This window comes from Nocardia sp. NPDC052566 (genome assembly GCF_044547285.1).
Classification (GTDB): domain Bacteria; phylum Actinomycetota; class Actinomycetes; order Mycobacteriales; family Mycobacteriaceae; genus Nocardia.
In genome coordinates this window covers 1,382,044-1,403,719 of the sequence record NZ_JBIUAF010000002.1, presented here as the reverse complement: position 1 = coordinate 1,403,719, position 21,676 = coordinate 1,382,044, and the positions used below count along the sequence as shown (strand labels likewise).

Genomic DNA, 21,676 nt, shown 5'->3' with positions numbered 1-21,676 from the left:
GGCCGAGAAGCACTCGGCCCCACCGTGTTCCGTTCAGCCGACGAGGTTCTTCCGTAACTTGACGATGGTCATGGCGTCCAGGCCGAGGCCGTCGGTGAGGAACTTGCCGAAGTCGCCGTATGCCTGTTCCATCTTGTCGATCGCGCTGTCCAGATAGGCATCACGCACCTCCTGCAGCGGGATCAGCAGGTCAGGGTTCTGCATCAGCCCGGCGCGCTTGACGTCGTCGCGCAGCTTCTGATCGGCCGCGGCACGGAACTGGTTGGACAGCAGATAGTCCTGCCGCGCAGTCTGTTCCGGCACGCCGACCGCGCGCAGCATGACGTAGGTGAGCCAGCCGGTGCGGTCCTTGCCCGCGGTGCAGTGGTAGAGCGTCGGCTTGTCGGTGGCCGCGATGTCCTTGATCGTCTGCCCGAACTTGGCGCGGGAATCCGCGGTCAGGAAGCTGCCGTAGACCCGGGCCATGATCTGTTCGGCCTTGCCGTTGCCCAGCGCCTCCTGCTGCTTCTGCGGATCCCTGGTCTGGATGATCTGCAGCATCTGCGGGAACAGTCCGGTGTCGTCGATCGGCCGGGAGACCAGCGGAACTCCCTGCGGCAGTTTGTCCGGCCCGCTGAACTGGATCTCGGCCTGCGTCCGCAGATCGACCACGGCCTTCAGGTTCAGCGCACCCAGCTTCGTCAGGTCGGCGGGGGTGAGTTTTTCCAGCGAATCGGAGCGAATGGCCTTGGCGGGCTTCACCTTCTTACCGTCATAGGTCCGATACCCGCCGATATCACGAACATTCACCGCCCCTTGCAGGTCGATCCGCGCCGCCGCAACGGAATCCACCTCCAGATCCGGTTCGGCGAACGCCACCGGCGACGCCGCGGTCAGCGCCACCGTCGCCAGTGCCGCACCGATCAGGGAAACAATCGAAATCTTCATGCCGGGCGACAGTAGAACCGTCATCCAAGCGCTTGCTAGGTTTCCCGGCGATCCCGCCGCTTCTGCCTCACCCAGCGAGACTCGCACCGCGGCCAGCGAGATCCCCACTGGACACCCGAGAACCGCGATAAACGGCCGGTGTGGTGCTTATGATCGGCTGAGCAGGACGGGGAGGCCGGAGTGCTGCGCAGTGGAAATGTGTTCGCGGGCTATGCCATCGAGCGCCAGTTGGGGCTCGGCGGCATGGGTGGCGTGTACCTGGCGCGACATCCCCGGCTGCCGCGGTTGACGGCGCTGAAGCTGCTCAATCGGGAGTTGAGCTCCGACAGCGTGATTCGGGCGCGGTTCGAGCGCGAGGCCGATCTTTCCGCGCGACTGCACCATCCGAATATTGTCACCGTCTACGACCGCGGCATCGAAGACGAACAGCTGTGGATCGCCATGCAATACGTCGACGGCGAGAACGCGGCCTCGGGCACCTTCGTCTCCGGCAGCGCGCTGCGGATCATCACCGAAACCGCCGAGGCACTCGACTACGCGCACGGAGCGGGCGTACTGCACCGCGACGTGAAACCGTCGAATATCCTGCTGGCCCGCGCGACACCGGAGCAACGCCCAGGGGTGCTGCTGACCGATTTCGGCATCGCCCGGCTGCTCGACGACCCCACCCGACTGACCCGGACCGGCACCGTCCTCGCTACCCTCGGCTACGCCTCCCCCGAACAGTTGAACAGCGGCCCGATCGACCCGCGTTCGGACCAATACTCCTTGGCCTGCACCCTCTTTCAACTCCTCACCGGCGCACTGCCCTTCCACGGCCTCGACGCCCACCCCCGCCTCGCCACCACCCTCCGCCCCGACCTCCCCGCCGCGCTGAACGAAGTACTCGGCACAGCACTGGCGAAGAACCCCGACGACCGCTACGCCTCCTGCACCCAATTCGCCGCAGCGGCCGCCGCCGCATTGACCCCGTCCCACCCCCGAACACCCGAACTACCGCACACCCACCCCACCGACGACCCGCCCAACGCGCCGAAGAGCGATGCCGCCGCAACTCCTTCTCAGGTTGCCGACGCCCCGGCAGCCAACCCACGAAGACCGAGCACCCCGGCCACCAGCGTCCCTACCACTCGCACCCCGATCTCCGACGCCCCGCCATCGGCCCCCGGCGCCGACGCCACCACCGGTGCGAATCTCGTCGGCGCCGAGCCTCGGTGGGTGCGGCGAGGAGTTCTCGCAGTGATTGTCGCGGTCGGGATCGCGCTCGCCGGGTTCGCGGCCTTGATCCCCGGCGATTCCGCGCCCACCGTTGGGGCGAGTTCCGTGGCGCGGCCGATTCCCACACCACCTGATCTGGCTGCGATTCAAGAGATTACGCAGACATTTCCGGCGATGCTGCCGCACGTTCCGCACTCCGGGGAAGGGTACAACCGGGCGTATTGCGTTGATGCGACGGTGAATCGGTATCTGGCGCCGCTGGATGATCCCGGGTTCGCGGGCTGGACCGGGGCTTGGTATTGCAGCTATCCCACCGACTACGAAGGCATCACCCAGATCCCGGTTATCGCCTACGCACTGTTCGCCTACCCTTCGGCGGCGCAGGTGCTCGAGGTGCTGAATCGGCTACCGCTCACCGTCGCCGTCCAAGGCCTGCACGGCGACCGCCCCTACTCCATGTACCAGTTCACCGAGGACAAGTATCCGCCCGGCGTCTACCCGGCCGCCCGGATGCTGACCAGGTTCCCCAGCAACTCCGGCGGCACCGAATTCCTGATGTACTGCGAATCCCCCGCGGGCCGCACCGCTACCCAACTCGACTGGTGGCGCGCGGCTCCGCTATCGACCCGCGTGGAGAGCCCGCACCGCTGACTCACTCGCCCAGTGCCACCACGGCTTCCACCTCGATCAGGAACTCCGGCTTGAACAGACCCGCCACCCGCACCAGCGAGCTGGCCGGGTTCGGCAGCTCACCGAGTGCGGGCCGCAGGAATTCGTCACGTACGTCCCGGATCACCTGCACCTGCTCGACATCGGTCACGAACCAGGTGAATTTCACGACGTCGGCCCAATCAGCCTTCAACGCCCGCAAGACATTCTGCATATTGATCAGCGCCTGCCTGGTCTGCGCGGCCAAATCGCCCGGCCCGACCAGCTTGCCGTCGACGTCCACCGCGACCTGCCCCGAGACGAACGCCAGCCGCCCGGACGTGGTCACCGCATGCGAATAGCCGAAACCCGGAGCGACATCAGGGATTTCGGAGAACCTGTCATTGATCGCCATGACCGAAGGCTAGTCCGGGAGGTCACCGCCGGAACAGTGAAATACCGGCCAGCGGATACGGCGCGAGAATCGGCGTCCCCGGGATATTCAGCGTCCCCGACCACAGCCCTTGACGCGGGTCGATATCGCGTAGGTCGAGCCCGTACGGTAGCCCATCGAACGTCGCATAGGTCTCGTCCGGCCCCACCGGCGCCTGCCGCCCGCTCCGACTGGATCCCCCGCACACCAGCACCACCGTCCGCCCGTCCACGAACACCTGCAGATCACAGTTCTCGACCGGCGACCCGACCACATTCGACGGATTCCGCGTGATCCGATACGTCCCCGGCGGCACGACCCCATTGCGCGGAAACTCTGGATCATCCGCCGACGCCACCCCCGGAACCACCGCCACCGCCGCGGCGGCAAGCACAACCCCAGCCACAACACGCATCATCTTCAAGGGCTCAACTCCTCTCGATCGAATTCGTCGGACGAAACCAACCCGTATGTCGCTCCCCCCACCCACTTCGTTTCGAAGCTCAGTTGCTTCCTTCGATAGCGCGACGAGCGTGTACCCACGCCCGCTCGAATTCCGCCGCGGTGACCTGGGTGAGCGCGTCGGGCCCAGGATCCCAGTCCGCTGTATTGCCGTCCGTCACCACACCGTACTTACGCTCGTACGCTTGAACCGCCGCGATACCCTCGTTGTCCCGCGCGAACATCACCTCATCGAGCGCCGCAGCCGTCACCGGCCGTAACTCCGGCCCCTGCAGATCGACCTGCCGACACACCCACCCGTCGTCACCGATCTCGAACATCAGCCAGACGTCCTCATCTGCGTAATAACTGCGAACCCACCGCACCCCACCAGTCTGCGCGCCATCCACAAGATCATCAGGAACTCACGCAACTCGCCTCTCGCACAACAGTTACCTCAGTTCCTGATGATCTTGTTCCCTGCGACCGCAGGCGGGCGTTGGTCAGCGGGGTGGGCCGAAGAGGGTGTGGCGGATGTCTTTCCGGGTTTGGCGGATGGTGGTGCGGGCAGTGGTGAGGGCTTGGCGGGTGGTGGTGCGGATTTGGGCGGCGAGGGTGGCGGTGGGGCGCCAGAGGGTGTCACGGAGGAAGTGGCCCAGCGGGGTGAGGGTTGTTCGGTAGAGCCAGCGGGCGGGGCGGATGATGAGCCAGCGGGCGAGGGCGGCTAGGAAGCGGCCTATCGCGCGGGATAGGTGCCCAGCGACGCGCCATGCGTAGGCGACGGCGTCGGCGATCGCGCGGGCCACGGGGACGATCACGCGGTGGTAGATCCATAGGGCCGGGCGGACAACGATGTTCCGCAGCAGCCAGGCGATCGCTGCGAACAACCAGAAGAGCGCGGCACCGAGTTGACGGAACGCCCAGGCTATCGCCGTTCCCAGGGGGATCAGCGCGGTGCGCCAAACCCATTGTGCGGGTACGACAACGAAGTAGTACACCAGCCAGGCCAGCGCCCGGTAGCACCAGACGAGTCCGACCTGGATCCACCGGGCCACCCAGGCCAGTGCCCGATAGCACCAGGCGAGTCCGATCGAGATCTGCCGAGCCAGCCAGGCCAGCCAGGCGCGGATCGGCATCAAGACGTGCCGCCACAGCCAGCGCGCGGGCACGACGACCAGATACCGCAGTAACCAGGACAGCGCCCGGTACATCAGATACCCGATGGCGCCGAACACCATCGCGATACCTTTCACCACCCACGCGATCGCCCGCCCGACCGGCGTGAGCACCGAGCGGTACAACCATCCGAGCGCACTCCCCAGCGCCCGAATCGCCTGTGCGGCAAGACGTCCGAGCGGCGTCACCACATGACGCCAAAACCATTGGGCCGGAACGACTAACAGCACATGCCCGAGCCACCTGAGCCCGCGGCCGAACGGCAACAGGACCGAGTCCCGCAGCCGGCGTCCGACCGCGACGAGCGCATCCCACACCAGCCGGATCGGCACCACGAACACCAGCGCGACGATCCGCACCGGAATACGGATCGCCGCGGCGAGACATCCACCGGGCGAATCCTCTTGCGCACCAGGCTGTTTCTCGAAATCCATCATTCCCCCCTAGAACACTGCAGCCCGTGCCGACAAACGGCACGGGCTGCAGTGTATTCACTGTCGCCGACTTAGACGTCGAAGTACAGCTCGAACTCGTACGGGTGCGGGCGCAGGTTGACCGGGGCGATTTCCTGGGTGCGCTTGATGTCGATCCAGGTCTCGATCAGGTCGGAGGTGAAGACATTGCCTTCGAGCAGGTAGTCGTGATCCTGCTCGAGGCGGTCGATCACCGACGCCAGCGAGGTGGGGGCCTGCGGGATGTTCTTGGCCTCCTCCGGCGGGAGCTCGTAGAGGTCCTTGTCGACCGGGGCCAGCGGCTCGAGCTTGCGCTTGATGCCGTCCAGGCCCGCCATCATCATGGCGGCGAAGGCCAGGTACGGGTTGCCCGAGGAGTCCGGCGCGCGGAACTCGATGCGCTTGGCCTTCGGGTTGTTGCCGGTGACCGGGATGCGCACCGCGGCGGAGCGGTTGCGCTGCGAGTACACCAGGTTGATCGGGGCCTCGTAGCCCGGAACCAGACGGTGGTAGGAGTTCACGGTCGGGTTGGTGAACGCGAGCAGCGACGGGGCGTGGTGCAGGATGCCCGCGATGTAGTGGCGCGCCAGATCCGACAGGCCCGCGTAACCGGCCTCGTCGTGGAACAGCGGCTTGCCGTCCTTCCACAGCGACTGGTGCACGTGCATGCCCGAGCCGTTGTCACCGAAGAGCGGCTTCGGCATGAACGTGACGGTCTTGCCTTCCTGCCACGCGGTGTTCTTCACGATGTACTTGAACAGCTGCAGGTCGTCGGCCGCGCCCAGCAGGGTGCCGAACTTGTAGTTGATCTCGGCCTGGCCGGCGGTGCCGACCTCGTGGTGGCCGCGCTCGAGCTCGAAGCCCGCGTTCTGCAGGTTGGTCGAGATCTTGTCGCGCAGGTCGACGTAGTGGTCGTACGGCGCGACGGGGAAGTAACCACCCTTGTTGCGCACCTTGTAGCCGCGGTTCGGGGTGCCGTCGGCGTTGTACTCGGCGCCGGTGTTCCAGGAACCGGAGATCGAGTCGATCTCGTAGAACGCGCCGTTCATCGCCGAGTCGTAGCGGATCGAGTCGAAGATGTAGAACTCGGCCTCGGCACCGAAGTAGGCGGTGTCGGCGATGCCGGTGCTCTTCAGGTACTCCTCCGCCTTGCGCGCGACGTTACGCGGGTCGCGGCTGTAGGCCTCACGGGTGAACGGGTCGTGCACGAAGAAGTTCAGGTTCAGCGTCTTGGCGGCACGGAACGGGTCGATGCGCGCGGTGCCGAAGTCCGGCAGCAGCAGCATGTCCGACTCGTCGATCGACTGGAAGCCGCGCACGGAGGAACCGTCGAAGGCTAGACCCTCCTCGGCGAGGTCAGCGGTGAAAGCCTTCGCCGGGATCGAGAAGTGCTGCTGCACACCCGGAAGATCGCTGAAGCGGATATCGACGTACTCGATCTCCTCTTCTTTGATGTGCTTGATGACCTCTTCGGCCGTGCTGAACGTCACTTGTTCTCCTTACGGATCGGTTCCCAGCCGTGTTGATTGCATGGGTTCGTCGCGTCCAGACGCTATGGACGCGAAGTTTCCCCGCAGTCAAGGCTGTGTTTCGCCAGTGTTACACGTGCGGCTGACCGGGTGGTGATGACCACTCGGGCTCGAAGAGCATGCTAATCCTGCCACCCGCCCAGGCAGGCAACGACGCGAAGTCCCCTTACGCGGTGCCTGCGGCGCCATCGCCCCCGCATAAAGTGGTGGCCATGGCACGCAGCACGGGATCCTGGCTCTCCGGACCGACGCCCGACCCTGCCGATCCGGCGACGCCCGACTATCCCGGCGAGCTACTCGGCCTGCCGCGCGAAGGCGTCGGCGCACTGGTCGGCATGATGCGCCGGATCGCGGCGCTGTTCGTGGACTGGATCCTCGCGATGGGTATCGCCGCGCTGATCGTGCGTCCCGACCCGCAACGCATCCTCGCCGGGATGACCATTCCCGCAGGCCAGCAGCGGCCGTCGAACTTCGAGGTGGTGACAAGCGCGCTGGCCACCCCGACCTGGCTGTCCTGGTTCGTGATCGGCCTGGTGACGGTGACGCTGTTCGGCTTCACCCCGGGCCAGTACTTCCTGCGCCTGCGGGTGATCCGCATCGACTCCACCGGCGGTGTCGGTTTCGTCCGCGCGCTGGCCCGCCAGGTGCTCCTGGTCTTCGTGGTCCCCGCCCTGTTCACCGACGCCGACGGCCGCGGCATGCACGACCGCGCCACCGGCACCGCCCTGGTGCGTTCCCGCTGAGTTACCGCCGAACGGCTGAGCGGGCGGACCAACCGAGTCACGCAGGCCTGCGGTGCCGCCGGTGATACTCGTCGTCGACGACGATTCCTCGGTGCGCGAGGCGGTGGCCGCCACTCTCGAGTCGGATGGGCATGCGGTCCGCGCGGTGGCCGACGGCACGGCCGCGTTGTCCGCGTTGGCGGACAACGTCTTCGACGCGATGGTGATCGATGTGATGATGCCCGGCGTCGACGGGCTCACCGTCTGCCGGCTGCTGCGCGAGCAGGGTGACCGGATTCCGATCCTGGTGCTCACCGCGCGCGGCGAGGTCGGCGACCGGATCGCCGGGCTCGATGCGGGCGCCGACGACTACCTGCCGAAACCGTTCGATATCGATGAACTCAGCGCCCGCGTGCGCGCCCTGCTACGCCGCGCGGCGCTCGACGCGCCCCCGGTCCAGCTCGGCGCGTTGACCCTGGACCCCGAATCCCGGCGCGGCACCTGGTCCGGCCGCACCATCGATTTCACCCAGACCGAATTCGCCCTCCTGGAACTGCTGGTCGCCAACGCCGGTCTGACGCTGACCCGCGAGGTGATCATCGACCGCGTCTGGGGCCACGACTTCGGCCCCCAATCCAATTCCCTCGCCGTCTACATCAACTACCTCCGCACCAAACTCGAAACCGAAGGCGCCCCAAGGATCATCCACACCGTCCGCAGCGTCGGCTACCGCCTGGAACTCCCATGACGCCAGCAGCACTGCCGCACACCGATTCCACCGTCGTGCGTCTTCTTCGGTCGAAACCCGTGCGCGGCGGTGAGTTCGGTGCGCGACAGGCCTCACATCAGCCGCGAATCAGGACAGGGGCGGCGACTGTTGCTCGGCGCACCACGTTCAGCTTCACCGATCGGATACGTGCCCGAAACTCATTGCAGCGCAACGATTTCAGCGCCGCGCACGTTCTGCGGCGAAAGTTCGTGCGCGGCGGCGAGCTCAGTGCGCGGCAGAGCTCACACCAGCCGCATATCCGGGGCGGAGCCGCGTGAACCGGCGGTTGCGGATCAGGACGCGGATGGCGGTGGCCGCCTCGGTGGCGGTGGCCGGGGTGGTGGTGCTGTGTGCGGCGGGGGCGTATTGGATCTCGTCGCGGGAGGTTTATCGCAGTCTGGATCTCGGGTTGGTGCGGGAGGCTACGGCGTTGCAGTTGCGGATCGCGAGTGGTCAGGATCCCGGGATCGGTGGTGAGTGCGCGTATCTGTCGTCGCCTGCCTGTTATGAGGTGTTGCGCAAGGCGGGCGATCGGTCGTCGGTGCTGCCGACGCCAGGGGTCGTCACCGAGGTGCTCGAGGGGCGGCACGGGCCCGGGTTCATCGATATCGAGCTCGCGGGTACCGAGGGGCGGATGTATGTGACGCCGCTGCCGAAAGGCGGTGCGCTACTCGTCGCGGTGCGATCCGATCAGCAGATCAGGGCGCTGGAGCGGATCAAGCGGCTGCTCGTCGCGCTGTGCGCGGCCGGAATCGGGGCGGCCGCGGTGCTGGGTTACGCCGTGGCGCGGTATTCGCTGCGGCCGGTCGCCGCGCTCTCGCGCGAGGCCGAGTCGGTTGCCGCGCAACGGGATCCGAAGCGCAGGGTGTCCGAAGCGGGCTCCGATGAGCTGGCGACGCTCGGCGCGTCGATCAACAGCATGCTGCGCGAGCTCGACGATTCCATCGAATCGCAGAAGCGGCTGGTTTCGGACGCCTCGCACGAGCTGCGCACGCCGCTGACCGGCATCATCGCCAATGCGGAGCTGCTGGCCCGCGGCGATCGGCTCAGCGACGAGCAGCGCGTGCGCGTCCGGGCGGGGCTGGCCCGCAGCACCGAGAACATGCGCGCCCTCATCGACGATATCGTCGACCTGGCCCGGGGGGCGGAACCGACCTCGGCCACCGAGCCCGTCGCGCTGGATCGCATCGCGCACGCCGTCGCCGACACCGCGCGTGCCCACTGGCCGGAGATCGAATTCGACTGCCGGACAACGCCGTACTCTTTCGACGGCAACCCGGCCCGGCTGGCGAAACTGATCGCCAACCTGGTCGACAACGCGGCCGCGTTCAGCCCGCGGGGCGGCCGGGTCGAGATCACCCTGTCCGGCAACACCCTTCGCGTCCGCGACCACGGCCCCGGCATCGATCCGCGAGACCTGCCAAGGGTTTTCGAGCGCTTCTACCGCTCTCCCGCCAACCGCGCCACCGCGGGCTCCGGCCTCGGCCTCGCCATGGCCCAGCAGATCGCCAACGCCCACCACGCCACCCTCACCGCGGCCAACGCCCCCGACGGCGGCGCGATCCTCACCCTCCACCTCCCCACCAGCGACTGACCGGTCACGGCTCCCGGCACCGACGAACCCTCGCGCGCCCGCTACCTCGCCGAGCTCGACACCTACCCGTGCTGAGCCCAACCCACATCGCCGAACGACGGCGCCTTACCCACCCTCCACCTCCCCACCGCCGCTGACCGATCACAACTCCCTATTTACCGACGAACCACCCGCGCCCACCTCACCGAGATCGACACCGACGCGTTCCCAGTCGAACCCACATCGCTCGAGGACTCGGCGGTTGGATCCCAAGGCGCTCTCCTCCTTGCCCGCCGCCGCTGCCACTCCGCTAGGCCCCCGGCACTGCCGGAGCGTCGAAGCGCACCAGGTCGTACACATACGACCGATCGCCCTTGAAGGTCACCCACACTCCCTCCGGCGGGACATCGCCCTGACCCGCGTCATCGAACGGGCGACTCGACACCACACCGTCCTCATCGCACACCACCCACCCGAAATCGGGCAGCCGCCGACACCAGATATCGAGGTCGACCCGCCGGTAGGACGGAAACCCATCCACCTCACCATCACGAACGAACTCGTAGGTCATACCGTCCACCCGCCGCACGAACCGCACACCCGCCATCAATCCATCCTCGACGACCCCGCCCCTCTTCGGCTCTGATTTTTCGCTAACGTTCGGCTTCTAGCGTGCGGGCATGAGACGAATCGTATGGACGAGCGCCGTCGTCACAGTGGTCGCGCTCAGCGCGAGTGGCTGTCATGCGGGGAGCGCGCCGGCGACGGCGACGGTGCGGGTCGACGGGGGCACGGTGGAGGTGCCCGTCGACGGCGGTACGGCGGAGATCAGTGTGGCCGATCTCGCGGTGCGTGCCGGGCAGGTCGAGTTGTCGGCCGCCGCGGGCGGATTGGGTGCGCCGGGGGCGGTGCGCGTGGACAAGTCCGGTGCGCATTGGTCCTATCCGGCGCGGGGACTGGATGTCACCGCCGCCGCCAGGAACGGCCGGTTGACGGTGGATATCAACGGCACTCGGGACGAGAAGCTTGCCTGGCCGGTGACCGGTGCCGGCGCGGCAGATCTCCAGCTTCCGCGTGGTGAGGGGCTGAATATCCCGGTGGCGGATAAGTTTTGGAACGGTGCCGACGGTGGCCTCCTCGGCGAGGACGGGATGCGCGTGCAGGACCTGTCGATGCCGTTCTGGGGCTACAGCGCCGGGTCGACAGGCGCGAGCTATCTGGTGCCGACCGATATCGGCACCACGCTGACCTTCGCCTCGGTCGACGGCCGCCTGCGCACGACATCGACACACGAGTTCCGGCCCGACCGAGGCACTCAGCAGTACACCGTCACCTTCGCGCTCACCGATGGCTCGCCCGTCGCGGCCGCCAAGGACTATCGGCGGCTGCTCGAGCAAGAGGGCAAGCTGACCACCCTGGAGCAGAAGTTCGCGGCGAACCCGCAGGCGCGCAAGCTGATCGGCGCCTTCCACGCCTACCTGTGGGGCGACGGACGCAGCCCCGAAGCGATGAAGAAATTGCGCGAGCTCGGCCTGACGAACATGTGGCTCGGCTACGACGCCGATGAGCACCCGATGACGCCCGAGGCGGTCGAAACCGCCATCGACGCCGGATATCTCGTCGGGCCCTACGACACCTTCGACAACGCACAGAATCCGGCGGGCGAGGTCGACAACCCGGCCTCGCGCTGGCCAGGCACAGCATGGCCGGACGGCTGTGTACACGACGAAAACGGCCGCCCGGAAACCGGTTTCGCCGGTCGCGGCTGCTACCTGAGCTCACAGTATCTCGCCGAACATCGCGAGATGATGACCTCGCGAGTCGACGCGAACACCCGCAACGGCGCCAACAGCTACTTCCTCGATGTCGACGCCACCGGCGAAACCTTCGACGACTTCAGCCCGGACCACCCGATGACCCAGTTCCAGGACCGGCAGCACCGGATGGACCGGATGCTCGCTGTCGCACAGCATCTGGTGCTCGGCTCGGAATCCGTATCCTCCTGGGCCGCGGGCGCGGTCACCTACAGCCACGGTTCGAGTACGCCGACCGCGAACGGGCTGTGGAAGCTGGAGAAGGATCGCCAGGTCTGGGGCACCTACGCGGGCGCCAACGGCCCCGGCGTCTTCTTCAAACCGGTCGAGCTGCCCGCCGCACTGCACACCGCGATGTTCGACCCGAAATACCGTGTGCCGCTGTACGAGACCGTGCTGCACGACTCGGTGGTGAGCACCGACCGCTGGGAGCTGCCGTTCAACAAGCTGCCCGCCGAACAGCACTCCCGCGCCCTGCTCGCCATGCTCTACAACACCCCGCTCAACTACACCCTCAACGCGCAGACCATCGCCGAGCAGGGCCCGCGAATGGCGAAGCTACAGGCCTACTTCCGCACCTTGCAGTCGGCCGCTGGCACCGCCCCGATGACCGACTTCCGTTGGCTCACCCCGGACCACCTCGTCCAGCGCACCACCTTCGGCGACGGAAAACTGGTGGTGACAGCCAACTTCGGCGACAAGCCCGCCGAGGGCGTCCAACCCGGCTGTGTCACCGCCTCGGTCGGCGGCACGCTCTGCCCCTAGCTCCCGCGGCGGAATCGGTGCGCGGCGCCGCCGGAATTCAGGCAGCGGGGCCCGCGATTGTCTCGGCGCGCCTCGCCGCGAATTCCGGGCTACGCTCCGGCGGTGTCGCTGAATCCGGTCATGCTGGCCGTCCGGTTCGTTCTGGAACTCCTCGCGTGGGGTTCCTTCGGGGTCTACGGCTGGCGGGCGTTCGATTCGCCCTGGCGCTATGTGCTCGTGGTGGTGTTGCCGATCGCGGCGATGGCGCTGTGGGGCGTGTTCACCGTTCCCGGCGATCCGAGCCGTAGCGGCGAATCGCCGGTCGCGGTGGCGGGCCCGATCCGACTGCTGGTCGAGCTCGCGGTGTTCGGCGGCGGGGCGCTCGCATTGTGGCTGGCCCAGCTGCCTCGGTGGTCGCTGGCGCTCGCGGCCGCGCTGGTGGTCTATCACGCACTGGCCTACGACCGGATCTCCTGGCTGCTGACCACCGGGAGATCCGGCCAGCCCTGAACTCAGCCCAGTACACGGCCGAGGAACTCGCGGATCAGTGCCGCGATCTCCGCACCGTGCGATTCCAGCGCGAAGTGGCCCGCGTCGAGCAGGTGCAGTTCGGCGTCGGGCAGGTCGCGCAGGTAGGCGCGGGCGCCGTCGGCGCCGAAGATCTCGTCGTGCTCACCCCAGGCGATCAGCACGGGCGGGCGGTGTTCGGCGAAGTACTTCTGGAATGCCGGGTAGTGGTCCAGGTTGTACTGGTAGTCGGAGAACAGCTGCAGCTGAATCTCCTTGTTGCCGGGCCGATCCAGGTACGCCTGATCCAGGGTCCAGGTGTCCGGGCTGACCAGCGCCTGCCGATCGGCCGGAACACCGTGCAGGTACTGCCATTTCGTCGCGTCGGCCGTCAGCAACTCGCGCGCCTTCGCCTCATTGGCCGCCCGATCCTTGGCATGGGCGAACAGCAGCTCCCAGAACGGCGTGAAGCCCTCCATGTAGGCGTTGCCGCTCTGCGTGATGATCGCGGTGACGCGCTCCGGATTCCGTGACGCGATGCGCAGGCCGATGGGGGCGCCGTAGTCCTGGATGTAGAGGGCGAAGCGCTCGATCCCGAGCGTGTCGAGCAGTTCCTGGGTGATCTCGGTGAGTTTGTCGAAGCTGTACTCGAATTCGGTCAGCGACGGCATGGCGGACTGCCCGAAGCCGATGTGATCGGGCGCGATCAGGTGGTAGCGGTCGCCGAGATCGCGCAGCAGGTTGCGGAACATCGCCGAGCTGGTCGGGAATCCGTGCAGCAGTACGAGTGTCGGGTTCGCCGGATCGCCCGCCTCCCGATAGAACACGGACTGGCCCTGGATCTGCACGGTGTGGTGTCGCACGTCGGTCATCGCTCGCTCCTTGAAGTATCTGCCGATCATCTAACTGGTCATCATCACTTTAAAGGTTAGAGGTGGCCGATTTCTTCCCACACCGATGAACTTTTTTCGCGAAACCCGCGCCCACACCGCCGGATCGGCCCATGACCAGGAACAACGCCTGGACAAAACGAAGGCCCGCATCCCATCAACTGGGATGCGGGCCTCGAAAGAGGTATGGCAGGAGGGTCAGCGCCTGCGGATGGTGCGCTGCACGCCGCGCATCTTGGCGCCCGCGGGCATCGGCCCCTTCGGCAGCGCGGGACCGCTGCGCGAACTCAGCGCCGCGAGCCTGCCCTCGATCAGGTCCATCCGCTTGGTGTCGATATTGCGGGGCAGCTTGGTCAGGTAGCGCTGCAGTTCCTTCAGCGGGACCTGGCCCTCGTCGTTGCCGACGACCACGTCGTAGATCGGGGTATCGCCGATCAGCCGCGCGGTGCGCTTCTTCTCCTGCGCCAGCAGCGATTTCAGCCGCTGCGGATTGCCCTCGCCGACCAGGATGATGCCGGGCAGGCCGATCACCCGGTGCACCGCGTCCAGCTGGGTGGTCGCGGCGATGCCATTGGTGACCCGCCACTTGCCCTGCAGGTTGTCCAGCACCCACGCGCCCGCGCCCGCCTGGCCCTCGGCCTTGGTGTAGACGTTCTTCTGCACCCGGCGGCCGAAAATTATGAACGCGACGAGCACGCCGAGCAGAATGCCCAGCGGCAACAGGAACCACGACAGCCCGACGAGCAGGCCGATCACGACGAATACGGCGGTGATGCCGACCACGGCGCCGATCATCAGCGGCAGCAGCAGCTTGTCTTCCTTGCGCTGCATCTGGAACGCCTGCCAGAGTTGCTGACGGCGTTCTTTCGACTGCTGCTTGCGGGCCGCCTTCGCGGCGGCCTTCGCTTCCTTGGTGGGCTTACCTGCTGCCATGTCTCTCAGGATAGTGAGCGAGGTCGGACGGCGGACCGGCGGCGTCGGGTTCGGATCAATTCAAACCGAGGACGGTGAGATCCAGCTCACCCGAGGCCTCGGTCCAGCCCATCGCCCGCAGCTCCACCGGTGTGCGCACGCCGAGCGCGTCGCGCAGGCCGACGGCCACCGAACGGGCGAAGGCGACGAGGCCGTCGTGCGAGATGGGCCAGAGCAGTGTGCGCGTCCAGTTGTCGGCATCGCGGCGCAGCACCGGCTCCCGCCAGCCGAGATCGCGCAGCGCCCGCTCGGCATCGGGCGGAATGGGCTGCATCAGGTAGTGGTTGCCCGCGAGTTCGGCGGACAATCGGATATCGAATTGGACGAATTGGACATAACGATTGCCGGGCGCCGCGATGACCACCGTCGCCCGGCTGGGTAGCTCCTCGAGGCATTGCGCCAGCGCCTGCACGAACTGATCCCAGTTCGCGGTCACCGGCTCACTCATACTTCCCCCGGGCACTCGCACTGGCCCGATCATACGCCGACACGGCGCACAGGCCACCGAAATATGTTGGACGGCGCGTAGATTCGAGGCTTCGGATAGCGAAAAGGAATGACCCGCCGCGCAATCGCGCGACGGGCCGATTCGATACGCGGCGGACCGCACTCACGCGGCGGCGTGCAGTGGCGGCGACACCCTGACCTGCGCAACCGATTCCAGTTCGGGCACCCGGCCGTAGCCGCGGAACACCGCGACCCCGAGCCTGCGATTATCCGGGCGCAGCGCCCACGACACCACAACGGCCACCGCGAACAAACTCGTGTACAGCAGGTGATTCCACGCCGACCCGTGCGCGATATGCGAGGCGAGCCCACCGGTCAGATCGAAAAACGCACCCGCATAAGCCCATTCCTTCACCAGCGGAAAGCGCGGTGCGGCAATTGCCATAGCGCCGAGCACTTTCCAGAATCCGAGGATGGTCATCACATAGGTCGGATAGCCCAGTTCGGTCATACCGCCCGCGGTGCCCGCGCGATGCAGCAGATCCGCGACACCTCCGGTGGCGAGTACGAACACCACCGAAGCCGTACTGATCCAATATCCGATCGTTTTCGCGCTGTACTTCATGGCTCTCCCTGCCTCGGTCACCCGGCGCGACCGGATGCCGCGCCGTCACAGCCATGACCGGTGGCACAGGAGGGGTGTGACAGCGCGGCCGGGCTCAGCCCTGGAGCTCCAGCTCCATCTGCTCGATCGTCTCGGCGTCGGCGAGCAGGTCGATGGCGACGATCCGGCCGCCCGCGACGGTGAAATCGAAGACCACCCTGGTGGCGCCCCCCGCCGCCCAGATCGCGCCCGCCCGGCCGTCGACGAGCGCGAGCCGCGCCGCCTTGGCACGGCCGGAGAACGTGTCCGCCACCGCCTTCGCGCCGAGGGCGGCGGTGGCCCCGGTCAACATGGCGGCACCGTCGACCCGCAGCACCACCTCCGGATCGAGCAGCGTGAGCAGCGCCTCGAATTCGCCCCCGCGCGAGGCGGCGAGGAAGGCGTCGACCACCTCGCGCTGCCGGTCGCGGTCCACCGTGGCGCGCGCGCCCTGCACCCGCCGCCTGGCCCGGCTCGCCAATTGCCGTGCCGCGGCGGGTGTCTTGCCCACCACCGGGGCGATCTCGACGAAGGGCACCGCGAACATGTCGTGCAGCACGAAGGCGAGCCGCTCCGGCGGCGCGAGCGTATCGAGCACGACAAGCAGCGCGAGCCCGATCGAATCGCCGAGTACCGCCTCGTATTCCGGGCCCGCCACCGGCTCGGCGGGTTCGTGCTCGGCGGCCTCGTGCGCGTCGAGCGGTTCCTCGCGGCGGGTCTTGCGCGACTGCAGCATGTTCAGGCAGATCCGCGCCACCGCCGTGGTCAGCCAGCCGCCGAGATTGTCGATGGCGTCCGCGTCGGAGCGGCTCAACCGCAGCCACGCCTCCTGCAGCGCGTCATCGGCTTCGCTACCCGAGCCGAGAATCCGGTAGGCCACCGCGAGCAGGTGCGTGCGGTATTCCTCGAAGCGCTCGGCGAGAAATTTCTCGTCCATCTGTCACATCCTCCCGTTCGGGCCGGTCAAGTACACGGAACCGGAGGGACACCGGAGCTGAGTTACCGAACCAGACCGACACAGCGAACAAGGAGCGAATCATGACAGCGGGATTGAAGACCATCGTGTACCCCGTCACCGACCTGGTCAAGGCGAAGGCGCTGTACGGAGCGCTGTTCGGCGCCGAACCGACCGCGGACACCGAGTACTACGTCGGTTACCGGATCGCGGGCCAGGACATCGGCCTGGACCCCAATGGCGGCAAGAAGGGAATGACCGCGCCGATCGGCTACTGGCACGTCGAGGACATCGCCAAGCACATCGACGCACTCGTCGAAGCGGGCGCCGAGGTGCAGGACAACCCGCGCGACGTGGGCGGCGGCAAGCTCATCGCCACCGTCAAGGACACCGACGGCAACGTCATCGGCCTGCTGCAGCCCTAGTCGCGCCGCTCGCCGGACCGGCCGAACCCGATCGGCCCGCACCGGGTCGCCATCCTCGCTGTGGACGGCCCGGTGCTGACCGTCGGCGGCCCGGAGGCGATCGACGGCACACCGGTCCGGAGAACCGCTGACCCCGGCCGATCTTCAATCGATGCCACCTTGATGTTCAAGTCGCGGCTACCGGGCGGTGTTACCTTCCGGGCGTGTGTGCGCGGTTGGTGGTGAGCATCCATGACGTGGCACCGGCGAGTGCGGCGGAAACGGCGCGCTGGTGCGCCGATGCGGATGCGTTCGGGATTCCGGTGTCGCTGCTGGTGATTCCGGGGCCGTGGCGCGGGGCCCGGCTCGCCGAACGGCCGGACTACGCGAGTTTTCTGCGGGCGCGGCGAGCCGGGGGTGACGAGATCATGGTGCACGGCTGGGAACATCGGGCCGGGCCGGAGGGTGCGCTGCCGCGGCGGCTGGTCGGACGGGCGGTCGCCCGCGGCGCGGCCGAATTCGCCGCGCTCGATACCGCGCAGGCGGCGGCGAAACTGCGCGACGCCACGGCGGTGCTGGCCGGACACGAGCTGTCCGCAACGGGTTTCACGCCGCCGGGCTGGCTCGCCTCCCCCGGCGCGATGCGCGCACTGCGCGCGGCGGGGTTCTCCCACACCACCTCCCACTTCGGCGCGCACGACCTGCGCACCGGAAAGCTGCATCGCGGGTTCGCGCTCTCGCACCGCCCCGGCGGCGGCTGGTCCGAGCGCTTCGGCGCGGCGCTGTTCGAGACGCAGGCCAGGCGCGCGGCGCGGCGCGGCGGACTGGTCCGGCTCGCCCTGCATCCCGACGACCTCGGTCGTCCCGGTCTGCGGGAGGTGACGCTGCGCGCCATCGACGCCGCGCTGACCGAGGGCGCGCGGGCGTGCACCTACGCCGAGCTGGTCGGATCGGCGGTCGGCTAGTGCGCATCGTGCAGCTCGCCAACTTCTACACACCGGCCTCCGGTGGGCTACGCACCTGCGTGGACGAGATCGGCCGCGGCTACACCGCCGCCGGTCACGACCGGGTGCTCGTGGTACCCGGCCCCGACGACGACGCGGACCGTACCGCGGCCGGTCGCCGGATCACCGTGCGCAGCCCCAAGTTCGGCGCCGCGGGCTATCACGTGCTGACCGCGCGCCGCACCCGCGCGGTGCTCGACCGGCTCGCTCCCGACGTGCTCGAATGCAGCGACAAACTCAGCGTGCGCTGGCTCGCGCCGTGGGCGCGCGGCGCGGGCGTGCCACTGGTGCTGTTCTCCCACGAGCGCATCGACGCCATCCTGCGCTCGCGCGTACCGCGCGGCTTCCCGCTCACCGCCGCGGCCGATCTGGCCAACCGGCGGCTGTGCGTGCGCGCCGAAAAAGTGGTGGTCACCTCGAATTTCGCCACCGCCGAATTCGAGCGGATCGGCGCGACCAACGTCCGGCGCATCCCGCTCGGCGTCGACCTGAGCACCTTCCGCCCCGCCGATCTCGGCGAAAACCCCTACCCCGCCGACGATTCCGTGCGGCTGGTGCTGGTGAGCAGGCTGTCGAAGGAGAAGCGCGCCGAACGCGCCGTCGAGGCGGTCCGCGTGCTGCACGGCGCGGGCCTGCGCTGCGAACTCGCGGTGATCGGCGACGGCCCGCTGCGGCCACGCCTGCAACGGCTCGCCGCCGGACTGCCGGTCACGTTCCACGGCCATCTCACCGACCGCGCCACTATGGCGGCTCTGGTCGCCGACGCCGATATCGCGATATTCCCCTCCCCCGCCGAAACCTTCGGCCTCGCAGTCCTGGAGGCACTGGCCTGCGGCACTCCCGTGGTCGTCCCCGAAGCGGGCGCTGCGGGCGAACTCGTCGGCCCAGCCGGCTCCGGCGTAGTCTCCGACGGTTCCCCCCGCGGCCTCGCCGCGGGCGTCCGCGAACTCCTCGAAATGCCTGCCCCCCAACGCCGCCGCGCCGCCCGCACCGCCGCCGAACGCTTCCCCTGGTCCGCCACCGTCGCAGGCATGCTGGCCCTCTACGCCGACTACGAAACCCCCTCCCGCACAGCCTGATCCAGCCCTGCTCGAACGCAACACCCAACGGTCACACCGCCCGACCGCCGAAAGCATCCGCACCCAGCGGTGCACGGCGAGACCGGAAGCCTCGGCACCGCAACGCCGTCCGGCAACACACGTCACGGCTGGGAAGCACACATCGCAGCAATGCACCACCGCCGATAGATCGCCGCACTCGGCCAGGCGGACACTTCTCGGAATCACAGGCCGACTTCCGGGCCCGGGTGAGAAGAGTGTCCGCTGAGCCGAGTCGGGCATGTCGTAGGCAGGCGGAACGTCGAGCTCGTCAGGTAGTGCGGGAGGTCGTACGCTGACGACAAGTCCGGCTATCGACATCGCCGGAGAGCGGGGCGACTGTGGATCAGCAACCATTACCTGGTGGGCATGGCGGGATACCTGTGCCGCAACGGGTTACGCCCGCAGCGTGGTGGTATGCGATCGTCGCGGTGTGCATCGTGCTCTGTCTAGGGGCCGGGGGTGTGCTCGGGGCGGTGGGAGCGGCCAAGGGGTTCAGGGCGCTCGATGACCTGCAACGGATCCGAGTGCCCGGCATCGGCACCGTGCAGCTGACGAAGACCGGCACGTACTCGGTGAACTACGAATACACCGACGCATCGCATCGGCCGCCGCCCACGACGACGGTGCTCATCACCGGTCCGGACGGCGTGAATGTTTCGCTCACCCCGTACGGCGGGCGGGCGTTCACCTATGCCACCGATCGGCGGCAAGGGCGTACGCAGTTCACCTTCCAGGTGGCTCATCCCGGCGCGTACCGCGTCACCACCGAAGGCAGTCCGGAGGTAACGGTCGCGATCGGCCCCGGCGGTGGACTCGATTTCGTCCCGTGGCTGATCGGCGGGCTCTGCGTCGGGATCGGCGGTCTGCTGGTCGGTGTGGTTGTCCTCATCGTCGTCACGGTCGGCCGCGCGGGCAGCAAACGCAGAATGATGCGGTAGCGCTACGAAACATCCACCGGCGCCGAAACATCCACCGGCGCCCGGATTCGGCACAAGTCGCCGTTCGTCGTGCAGGGCGGCAAATTCGCCAGTAGTGCCACTGCGACGATGACCGTGAGCGCGGCGCGATAGATCCCGCCCCGAGTGCGCGCAGGCCCTTATGTCGGGTGACCGTCATTGTCGCGGTACTGCGCGGCCGCGGCAAACGCCGGGCCCGGGGTACGGGAGAGATCGGGCGCACCCGGATCCGGCTCACGTAGCCGTTCGTCGTGCAGGGTCGGTGAATTCGCCAGTACGGCCACTCCGGCGATGACCGGGAGCGCGGCACACGCCAGGGGCAGCGGGTGGGGGTGGGTGACGACGGTGAACAGGGTGGCGCCCGCGGCGTAGCTCAGCACCGGGTCGGTGATGGTCATGGCAGTGAGCGCGGTGGGCAGTGAACCCCGTGCGTATGCCTCCTGTGTCAGCAGCCCGCCGATACAGGTCGACACCGGAATCCCCAGCAGCGCCCAGCTGAGTTGGGGCAGCGCGCTGGTCGCGACGACGACCAGCACGGCGGTGGTCGCGAAACAGCATCCCGCGGCGATGGCGAGCAAGGCCGACCGCAGCTGTGTCGATCCCGCCAGCCGCCCGGCCGCGACCAGGACGATGACCGCGATGAACACCCCAACCCCCGCGCCGGGCAACAACTCGGGCTGCACCGCCGAATGCGCCGGTACCCCCTGCGCGACCAGCAGGATCAGACCGGCGCACACCAGAATCGTCCCGGCCCAATCCCGGCCGAGCAGCCCCCGTCCGCGCCGCGCGGCGGCCATCGGCAGGGCGAACAGCAACTGCACCACGAGCAGTGCCTGCACCACCGAGATCGCGCCGAGCCGCAGCGCGGTCGCGTGCACCGCGAACCCGGCCACGTTCGCGCCCTGGCCAGCAAGCCACCGCCGGTCGGTGAGCAGGGCGCGCAGAATCCCGATGATGGTCAGCCAACGCCCCTGGCCCGCGGCGGTCGCGGCCTGCCGCGCGGCCGCCTGTTGCAGCGCCGCGGACGCCGCGAACAGCAGCGCGGCCAGCAGCGCGAGCACGACTGCCGACACGGCGCGCACATCAACGGACTCGCCGCCGAGCACATCGACAGCAGCGGGCATATGGCACATGCTCGCTGGCCGGGGTGAACACCCAGTGGCCTCCGTCGGGCAGGTTGGCAACGCTTTCCCCGGGCACGACTTCCACTCGGCGCACAGACAACCGCCCTGCCGAGCGGAGACCGCCGCGAACTCAGCGCGCGACGACTCGGCTCGATCGAGAGATCCGCCACGCCGACGCGCGGGACCTGCGCCAACGGTGGCGGCCGACACCCCTACCCCGGTTCCGGG

At 67.9% G+C, this 21,676-nt stretch carries 23 protein-coding genes and 1 pseudogene; 11 read left to right on the top strand and 13 right to left on the bottom strand.

All coding sequences use genetic code 11. The features are described from left to right. Positions 1 to 33 precede the first annotated feature (33 nt). Positions 34 to 927, bottom strand: coding sequence for a tyrosine-protein phosphatase (locus ACIG5A_RS13475; RefSeq protein ID WP_397240447.1), 894 nt, complete (start codon positions 925 to 927; stop codon positions 34 to 36). 180 nt (positions 928 to 1,107) lie between these two features. Between ACIG5A_RS13475 and ACIG5A_RS13470 the strand changes: the two genes are divergently transcribed. Beyond that, positions 1,108 to 2,796, top strand: a complete 1,689-nt coding sequence (locus tag ACIG5A_RS13470) for a protein kinase (protein ID WP_397240446.1) — start codon at positions 1,108 to 1,110, stop codon at positions 2,794 to 2,796. Position 2,797: 1 nt separating this feature from the next. Here ACIG5A_RS13470 and ACIG5A_RS13465 read toward each other — a convergent pair whose 3' ends face one another. The 5 genes from ACIG5A_RS13465 to glnA form a co-directional block, all read right to left on the bottom strand. Further along, positions 2,798 to 3,208 carry a RidA family protein gene (locus ACIG5A_RS13465; RefSeq protein WP_397240445.1) on the bottom strand — a complete coding sequence of 137 codons (411 nt, stop codon included), beginning with the start codon at positions 3,206 to 3,208 and terminating at the stop codon, positions 2,798 to 2,800. Between the two features lie 22 nt (positions 3,209 to 3,230). Further along, positions 3,231 to 3,641 carry a hypothetical protein gene (locus ACIG5A_RS13460; RefSeq protein WP_397240621.1) on the bottom strand — a complete coding sequence of 137 codons (411 nt, stop codon included), beginning with the start codon at positions 3,639 to 3,641 and terminating at the stop codon, positions 3,231 to 3,233. An 88-nt stretch (positions 3,642 to 3,729) separates the two neighbouring features. Continuing rightward, complete coding sequence (locus ACIG5A_RS13455) at positions 3,730 to 4,008, bottom strand: hypothetical protein (protein WP_397240444.1); 279 nt, start codon at positions 4,006 to 4,008, stop codon at positions 3,730 to 3,732. A gap of 162 nt (positions 4,009 to 4,170) precedes the next feature. Next, positions 4,171 to 5,280, bottom strand: a complete 1,110-nt coding sequence (locus tag ACIG5A_RS13450) for a hypothetical protein (RefSeq protein WP_397240443.1) — start codon at positions 5,278 to 5,280, stop codon at positions 4,171 to 4,173. Positions 5,281 to 5,348: 68 nt separating this feature from the next. After that, complete coding sequence (gene glnA, locus ACIG5A_RS13445; RefSeq protein WP_397240442.1) at positions 5,349 to 6,785, bottom strand: type I glutamate--ammonia ligase; 1,437 nt, start codon at positions 6,783 to 6,785, stop codon at positions 5,349 to 5,351. 251 nt (positions 6,786 to 7,036) lie between these two features. Between glnA and ACIG5A_RS13440 the strand changes: the two genes are divergently transcribed. From ACIG5A_RS13440 to ACIG5A_RS13430, 3 genes are all read left to right on the top strand, one after another. Next, a complete protein-coding gene (locus ACIG5A_RS13440) occupies positions 7,037 to 7,567 on the top strand; it encodes an RDD family protein (RefSeq protein ID WP_397240441.1) in 531 nt (176 codons plus the stop codon). A gap of 52 nt (positions 7,568 to 7,619) precedes the next feature. Continuing rightward, positions 7,620 to 8,294, top strand: a complete 675-nt coding sequence (locus tag ACIG5A_RS13435; protein WP_397240440.1) for a response regulator transcription factor — start codon at positions 7,620 to 7,622, stop codon at positions 8,292 to 8,294. Positions 8,295 to 8,589: 295 nt separating this feature from the next. Further along, positions 8,590 to 9,909 (top strand): ATP-binding protein, encoded by a 1,320-nt coding sequence (locus ACIG5A_RS13430; RefSeq protein WP_397240439.1) that lies wholly within the window; start codon positions 8,590 to 8,592, stop codon positions 9,907 to 9,909. Between the two features lie 289 nt (positions 9,910 to 10,198). Here the strand turns inward: ACIG5A_RS13430 and ACIG5A_RS13425 are convergent, their stop codons facing one another. Then, on the bottom strand, positions 10,199 to 10,495 hold the full coding sequence (locus tag ACIG5A_RS13425) for a hypothetical protein (RefSeq protein ID WP_397240438.1): 297 nt from the start codon (positions 10,493 to 10,495) through the stop codon (positions 10,199 to 10,201). Positions 10,496 to 10,568: 73 nt separating this feature from the next. Here ACIG5A_RS13425 and ACIG5A_RS13420 point away from each other — a divergent pair, with 73 nt between their 5' ends. Further along, positions 10,569 to 12,467, top strand: a complete 1,899-nt coding sequence (locus tag ACIG5A_RS13420) for a glycoside hydrolase (RefSeq protein WP_397240437.1) — start codon at positions 10,569 to 10,571, stop codon at positions 12,465 to 12,467. 102 nt (positions 12,468 to 12,569) lie between these two features. Continuing rightward, positions 12,570 to 12,956: a YrdB family protein gene (locus ACIG5A_RS13415; protein WP_397240436.1), complete on the top strand. Its 387-nt coding sequence runs from the start codon at positions 12,570 to 12,572 to the stop codon at positions 12,954 to 12,956. A gap of 2 nt (positions 12,957 to 12,958) precedes the next feature. Here the strand turns inward: ACIG5A_RS13415 and ACIG5A_RS13410 are convergent, their stop codons facing one another. The 5 genes from ACIG5A_RS13410 to ACIG5A_RS13390 all read right to left on the bottom strand — a co-directional run bounded on the left by ACIG5A_RS13410 (position 12,959) and on the right by ACIG5A_RS13390 (position 16,842). Beyond that, positions 12,959 to 13,825, bottom strand: coding sequence for an alpha/beta fold hydrolase (locus ACIG5A_RS13410; RefSeq protein ID WP_397240435.1), 867 nt, complete (start codon positions 13,823 to 13,825; stop codon positions 12,959 to 12,961). 216 nt (positions 13,826 to 14,041) lie between these two features. Further along, a complete protein-coding gene (locus ACIG5A_RS13405; protein ID WP_397240434.1) occupies positions 14,042 to 14,776 on the bottom strand; it encodes a DUF4191 domain-containing protein in 735 nt (244 codons plus the stop codon). 55 nt (positions 14,777 to 14,831) lie between these two features. Next, positions 14,832 to 15,263 carry a TY-Chap domain-containing protein gene (locus ACIG5A_RS13400; protein WP_397240433.1) on the bottom strand — a complete coding sequence of 144 codons (432 nt, stop codon included), beginning with the start codon at positions 15,261 to 15,263 and terminating at the stop codon, positions 14,832 to 14,834. A gap of 162 nt (positions 15,264 to 15,425) precedes the next feature. Further along, positions 15,426 to 15,887, bottom strand: coding sequence for a DoxX family protein (locus tag ACIG5A_RS13395; protein WP_397240432.1), 462 nt, complete (start codon positions 15,885 to 15,887; stop codon positions 15,426 to 15,428). Between the two features lie 94 nt (positions 15,888 to 15,981). Next, positions 15,982 to 16,842 carry a sigma-70 family RNA polymerase sigma factor gene (locus ACIG5A_RS13390; RefSeq protein ID WP_397240431.1) on the bottom strand — a complete coding sequence of 287 codons (861 nt, stop codon included), beginning with the start codon at positions 16,840 to 16,842 and terminating at the stop codon, positions 15,982 to 15,984. A 101-nt stretch (positions 16,843 to 16,943) separates the two neighbouring features. On the opposite strand from ACIG5A_RS13390, the gene ACIG5A_RS13385 reads away from it, so the two are divergent. The 5 genes and pseudogenes from ACIG5A_RS13385 to ACIG5A_RS13365 all read left to right on the top strand — a co-directional run bounded on the left by ACIG5A_RS13385 (position 16,944) and on the right by ACIG5A_RS13365 (position 20,306). Then, positions 16,944 to 17,285: a VOC family protein gene (locus ACIG5A_RS13385; RefSeq protein ID WP_397240430.1), complete on the top strand. Its 342-nt coding sequence runs from the start codon at positions 16,944 to 16,946 to the stop codon at positions 17,283 to 17,285. 15 nt (positions 17,286 to 17,300) lie between these two features. Beyond that, positions 17,301 to 17,510, top strand: a pseudogene (locus tag ACIG5A_RS13380) (hypothetical protein); the annotation flags it as partial. A gap of 11 nt (positions 17,511 to 17,521) precedes the next feature. Beyond that, positions 17,522 to 18,229, top strand: a complete 708-nt coding sequence (locus ACIG5A_RS13375) for a DUF2334 domain-containing protein (protein WP_397240429.1) — start codon at positions 17,522 to 17,524, stop codon at positions 18,227 to 18,229. After that, on the top strand, positions 18,229 to 19,347 hold the full coding sequence (locus ACIG5A_RS13370) for a glycosyltransferase (RefSeq protein WP_397240428.1): 1,119 nt from the start codon (positions 18,229 to 18,231) through the stop codon (positions 19,345 to 19,347). Before ACIG5A_RS13375 ends, ACIG5A_RS13370 begins: the two co-directional genes overlap by 1 nt. A 494-nt stretch (positions 19,348 to 19,841) precedes the next feature. Next, the gene (locus tag ACIG5A_RS13365; RefSeq protein WP_397240427.1) at positions 19,842 to 20,306 is read left to right on the top strand and encodes a hypothetical protein; all 465 of its coding nucleotides are present in this window, start codon (positions 19,842 to 19,844) and stop codon (positions 20,304 to 20,306) included. A 158-nt stretch (positions 20,307 to 20,464) separates the two neighbouring features. On the opposite strand, the gene ACIG5A_RS13360 is transcribed toward ACIG5A_RS13365, so the two are convergent. Further along, a complete protein-coding gene (locus tag ACIG5A_RS13360; RefSeq protein WP_397240426.1) occupies positions 20,465 to 21,448 on the bottom strand; it encodes a DMT family transporter in 984 nt (327 codons plus the stop codon). Positions 21,449 to 21,676: the final 228 nt, after the last annotated feature.

Bases quoted from the DNA above. Each gene is read 5' to 3' on its own strand.
- ACIG5A_RS13440 (WP_397240441.1), top strand. From the start codon at position 7,037: ATGGCACGCAGCACGGGATCCTGGCTCTCCGGACCGACGCCCGACCCT.
- ACIG5A_RS13420 (WP_397240437.1), top strand. From the start codon at position 10,569: ATGAGACGAATCGTATGGACGAGCGCCGTCGTCACAGTGGTCGCGCTC.
- ACIG5A_RS13425 (WP_397240438.1), bottom strand. From the start codon at position 10,495: ATGGCGGGTGTGCGGTTCGTGCGGCGGGTGGACGGTATGACCTACGAG.
- ACIG5A_RS13475 (WP_397240447.1), bottom strand. From the start codon at position 927: ATGAAGATTTCGATTGTTTCCCTGATCGGTGCGGCACTGGCGACGGTG.
- ACIG5A_RS13400 (WP_397240433.1), bottom strand. From the start codon at position 15,263: ATGAGTGAGCCGGTGACCGCGAACTGGGATCAGTTCGTGCAGGCGCTG.
- ACIG5A_RS13390 (WP_397240431.1), bottom strand. From the start codon at position 16,842: ATGGACGAGAAATTTCTCGCCGAGCGCTTCGAGGAATACCGCACGCAC.
- ACIG5A_RS13360 (WP_397240426.1), bottom strand. From the start codon at position 21,448: ATGCCCGCTGCTGTCGATGTGCTCGGCGGCGAGTCCGTTGATGTGCGC.
- ACIG5A_RS13455 (WP_397240444.1), bottom strand. From the start codon at position 4,008: ATGTTCGAGATCGGTGACGACGGGTGGGTGTGTCGGCAGGTCGATCTG.
- ACIG5A_RS13385 (WP_397240430.1), top strand. From the start codon at position 16,944: ATGACAGCGGGATTGAAGACCATCGTGTACCCCGTCACCGACCTGGTC.
- ACIG5A_RS13405 (WP_397240434.1), bottom strand. From the start codon at position 14,776: ATGGCAGCAGGTAAGCCCACCAAGGAAGCGAAGGCCGCCGCGAAGGCG.
- ACIG5A_RS13410 (WP_397240435.1), bottom strand. From the start codon at position 13,825: ATGACCGACGTGCGACACCACACCGTGCAGATCCAGGGCCAGTCCGTG.
- ACIG5A_RS13450 (WP_397240443.1), bottom strand. From the start codon at position 5,280: ATGATGGATTTCGAGAAACAGCCTGGTGCGCAAGAGGATTCGCCCGGT.
- ACIG5A_RS13395 (WP_397240432.1), bottom strand. From the start codon at position 15,887: ATGAAGTACAGCGCGAAAACGATCGGATATTGGATCAGTACGGCTTCG.
- ACIG5A_RS13460 (WP_397240621.1), bottom strand. From the start codon at position 3,641: ATGCGTGTTGTGGCTGGGGTTGTGCTTGCCGCCGCGGCGGTGGCGGTG.
- ACIG5A_RS13465 (WP_397240445.1), bottom strand. From the start codon at position 3,208: ATGGCGATCAATGACAGGTTCTCCGAAATCCCTGATGTCGCTCCGGGT.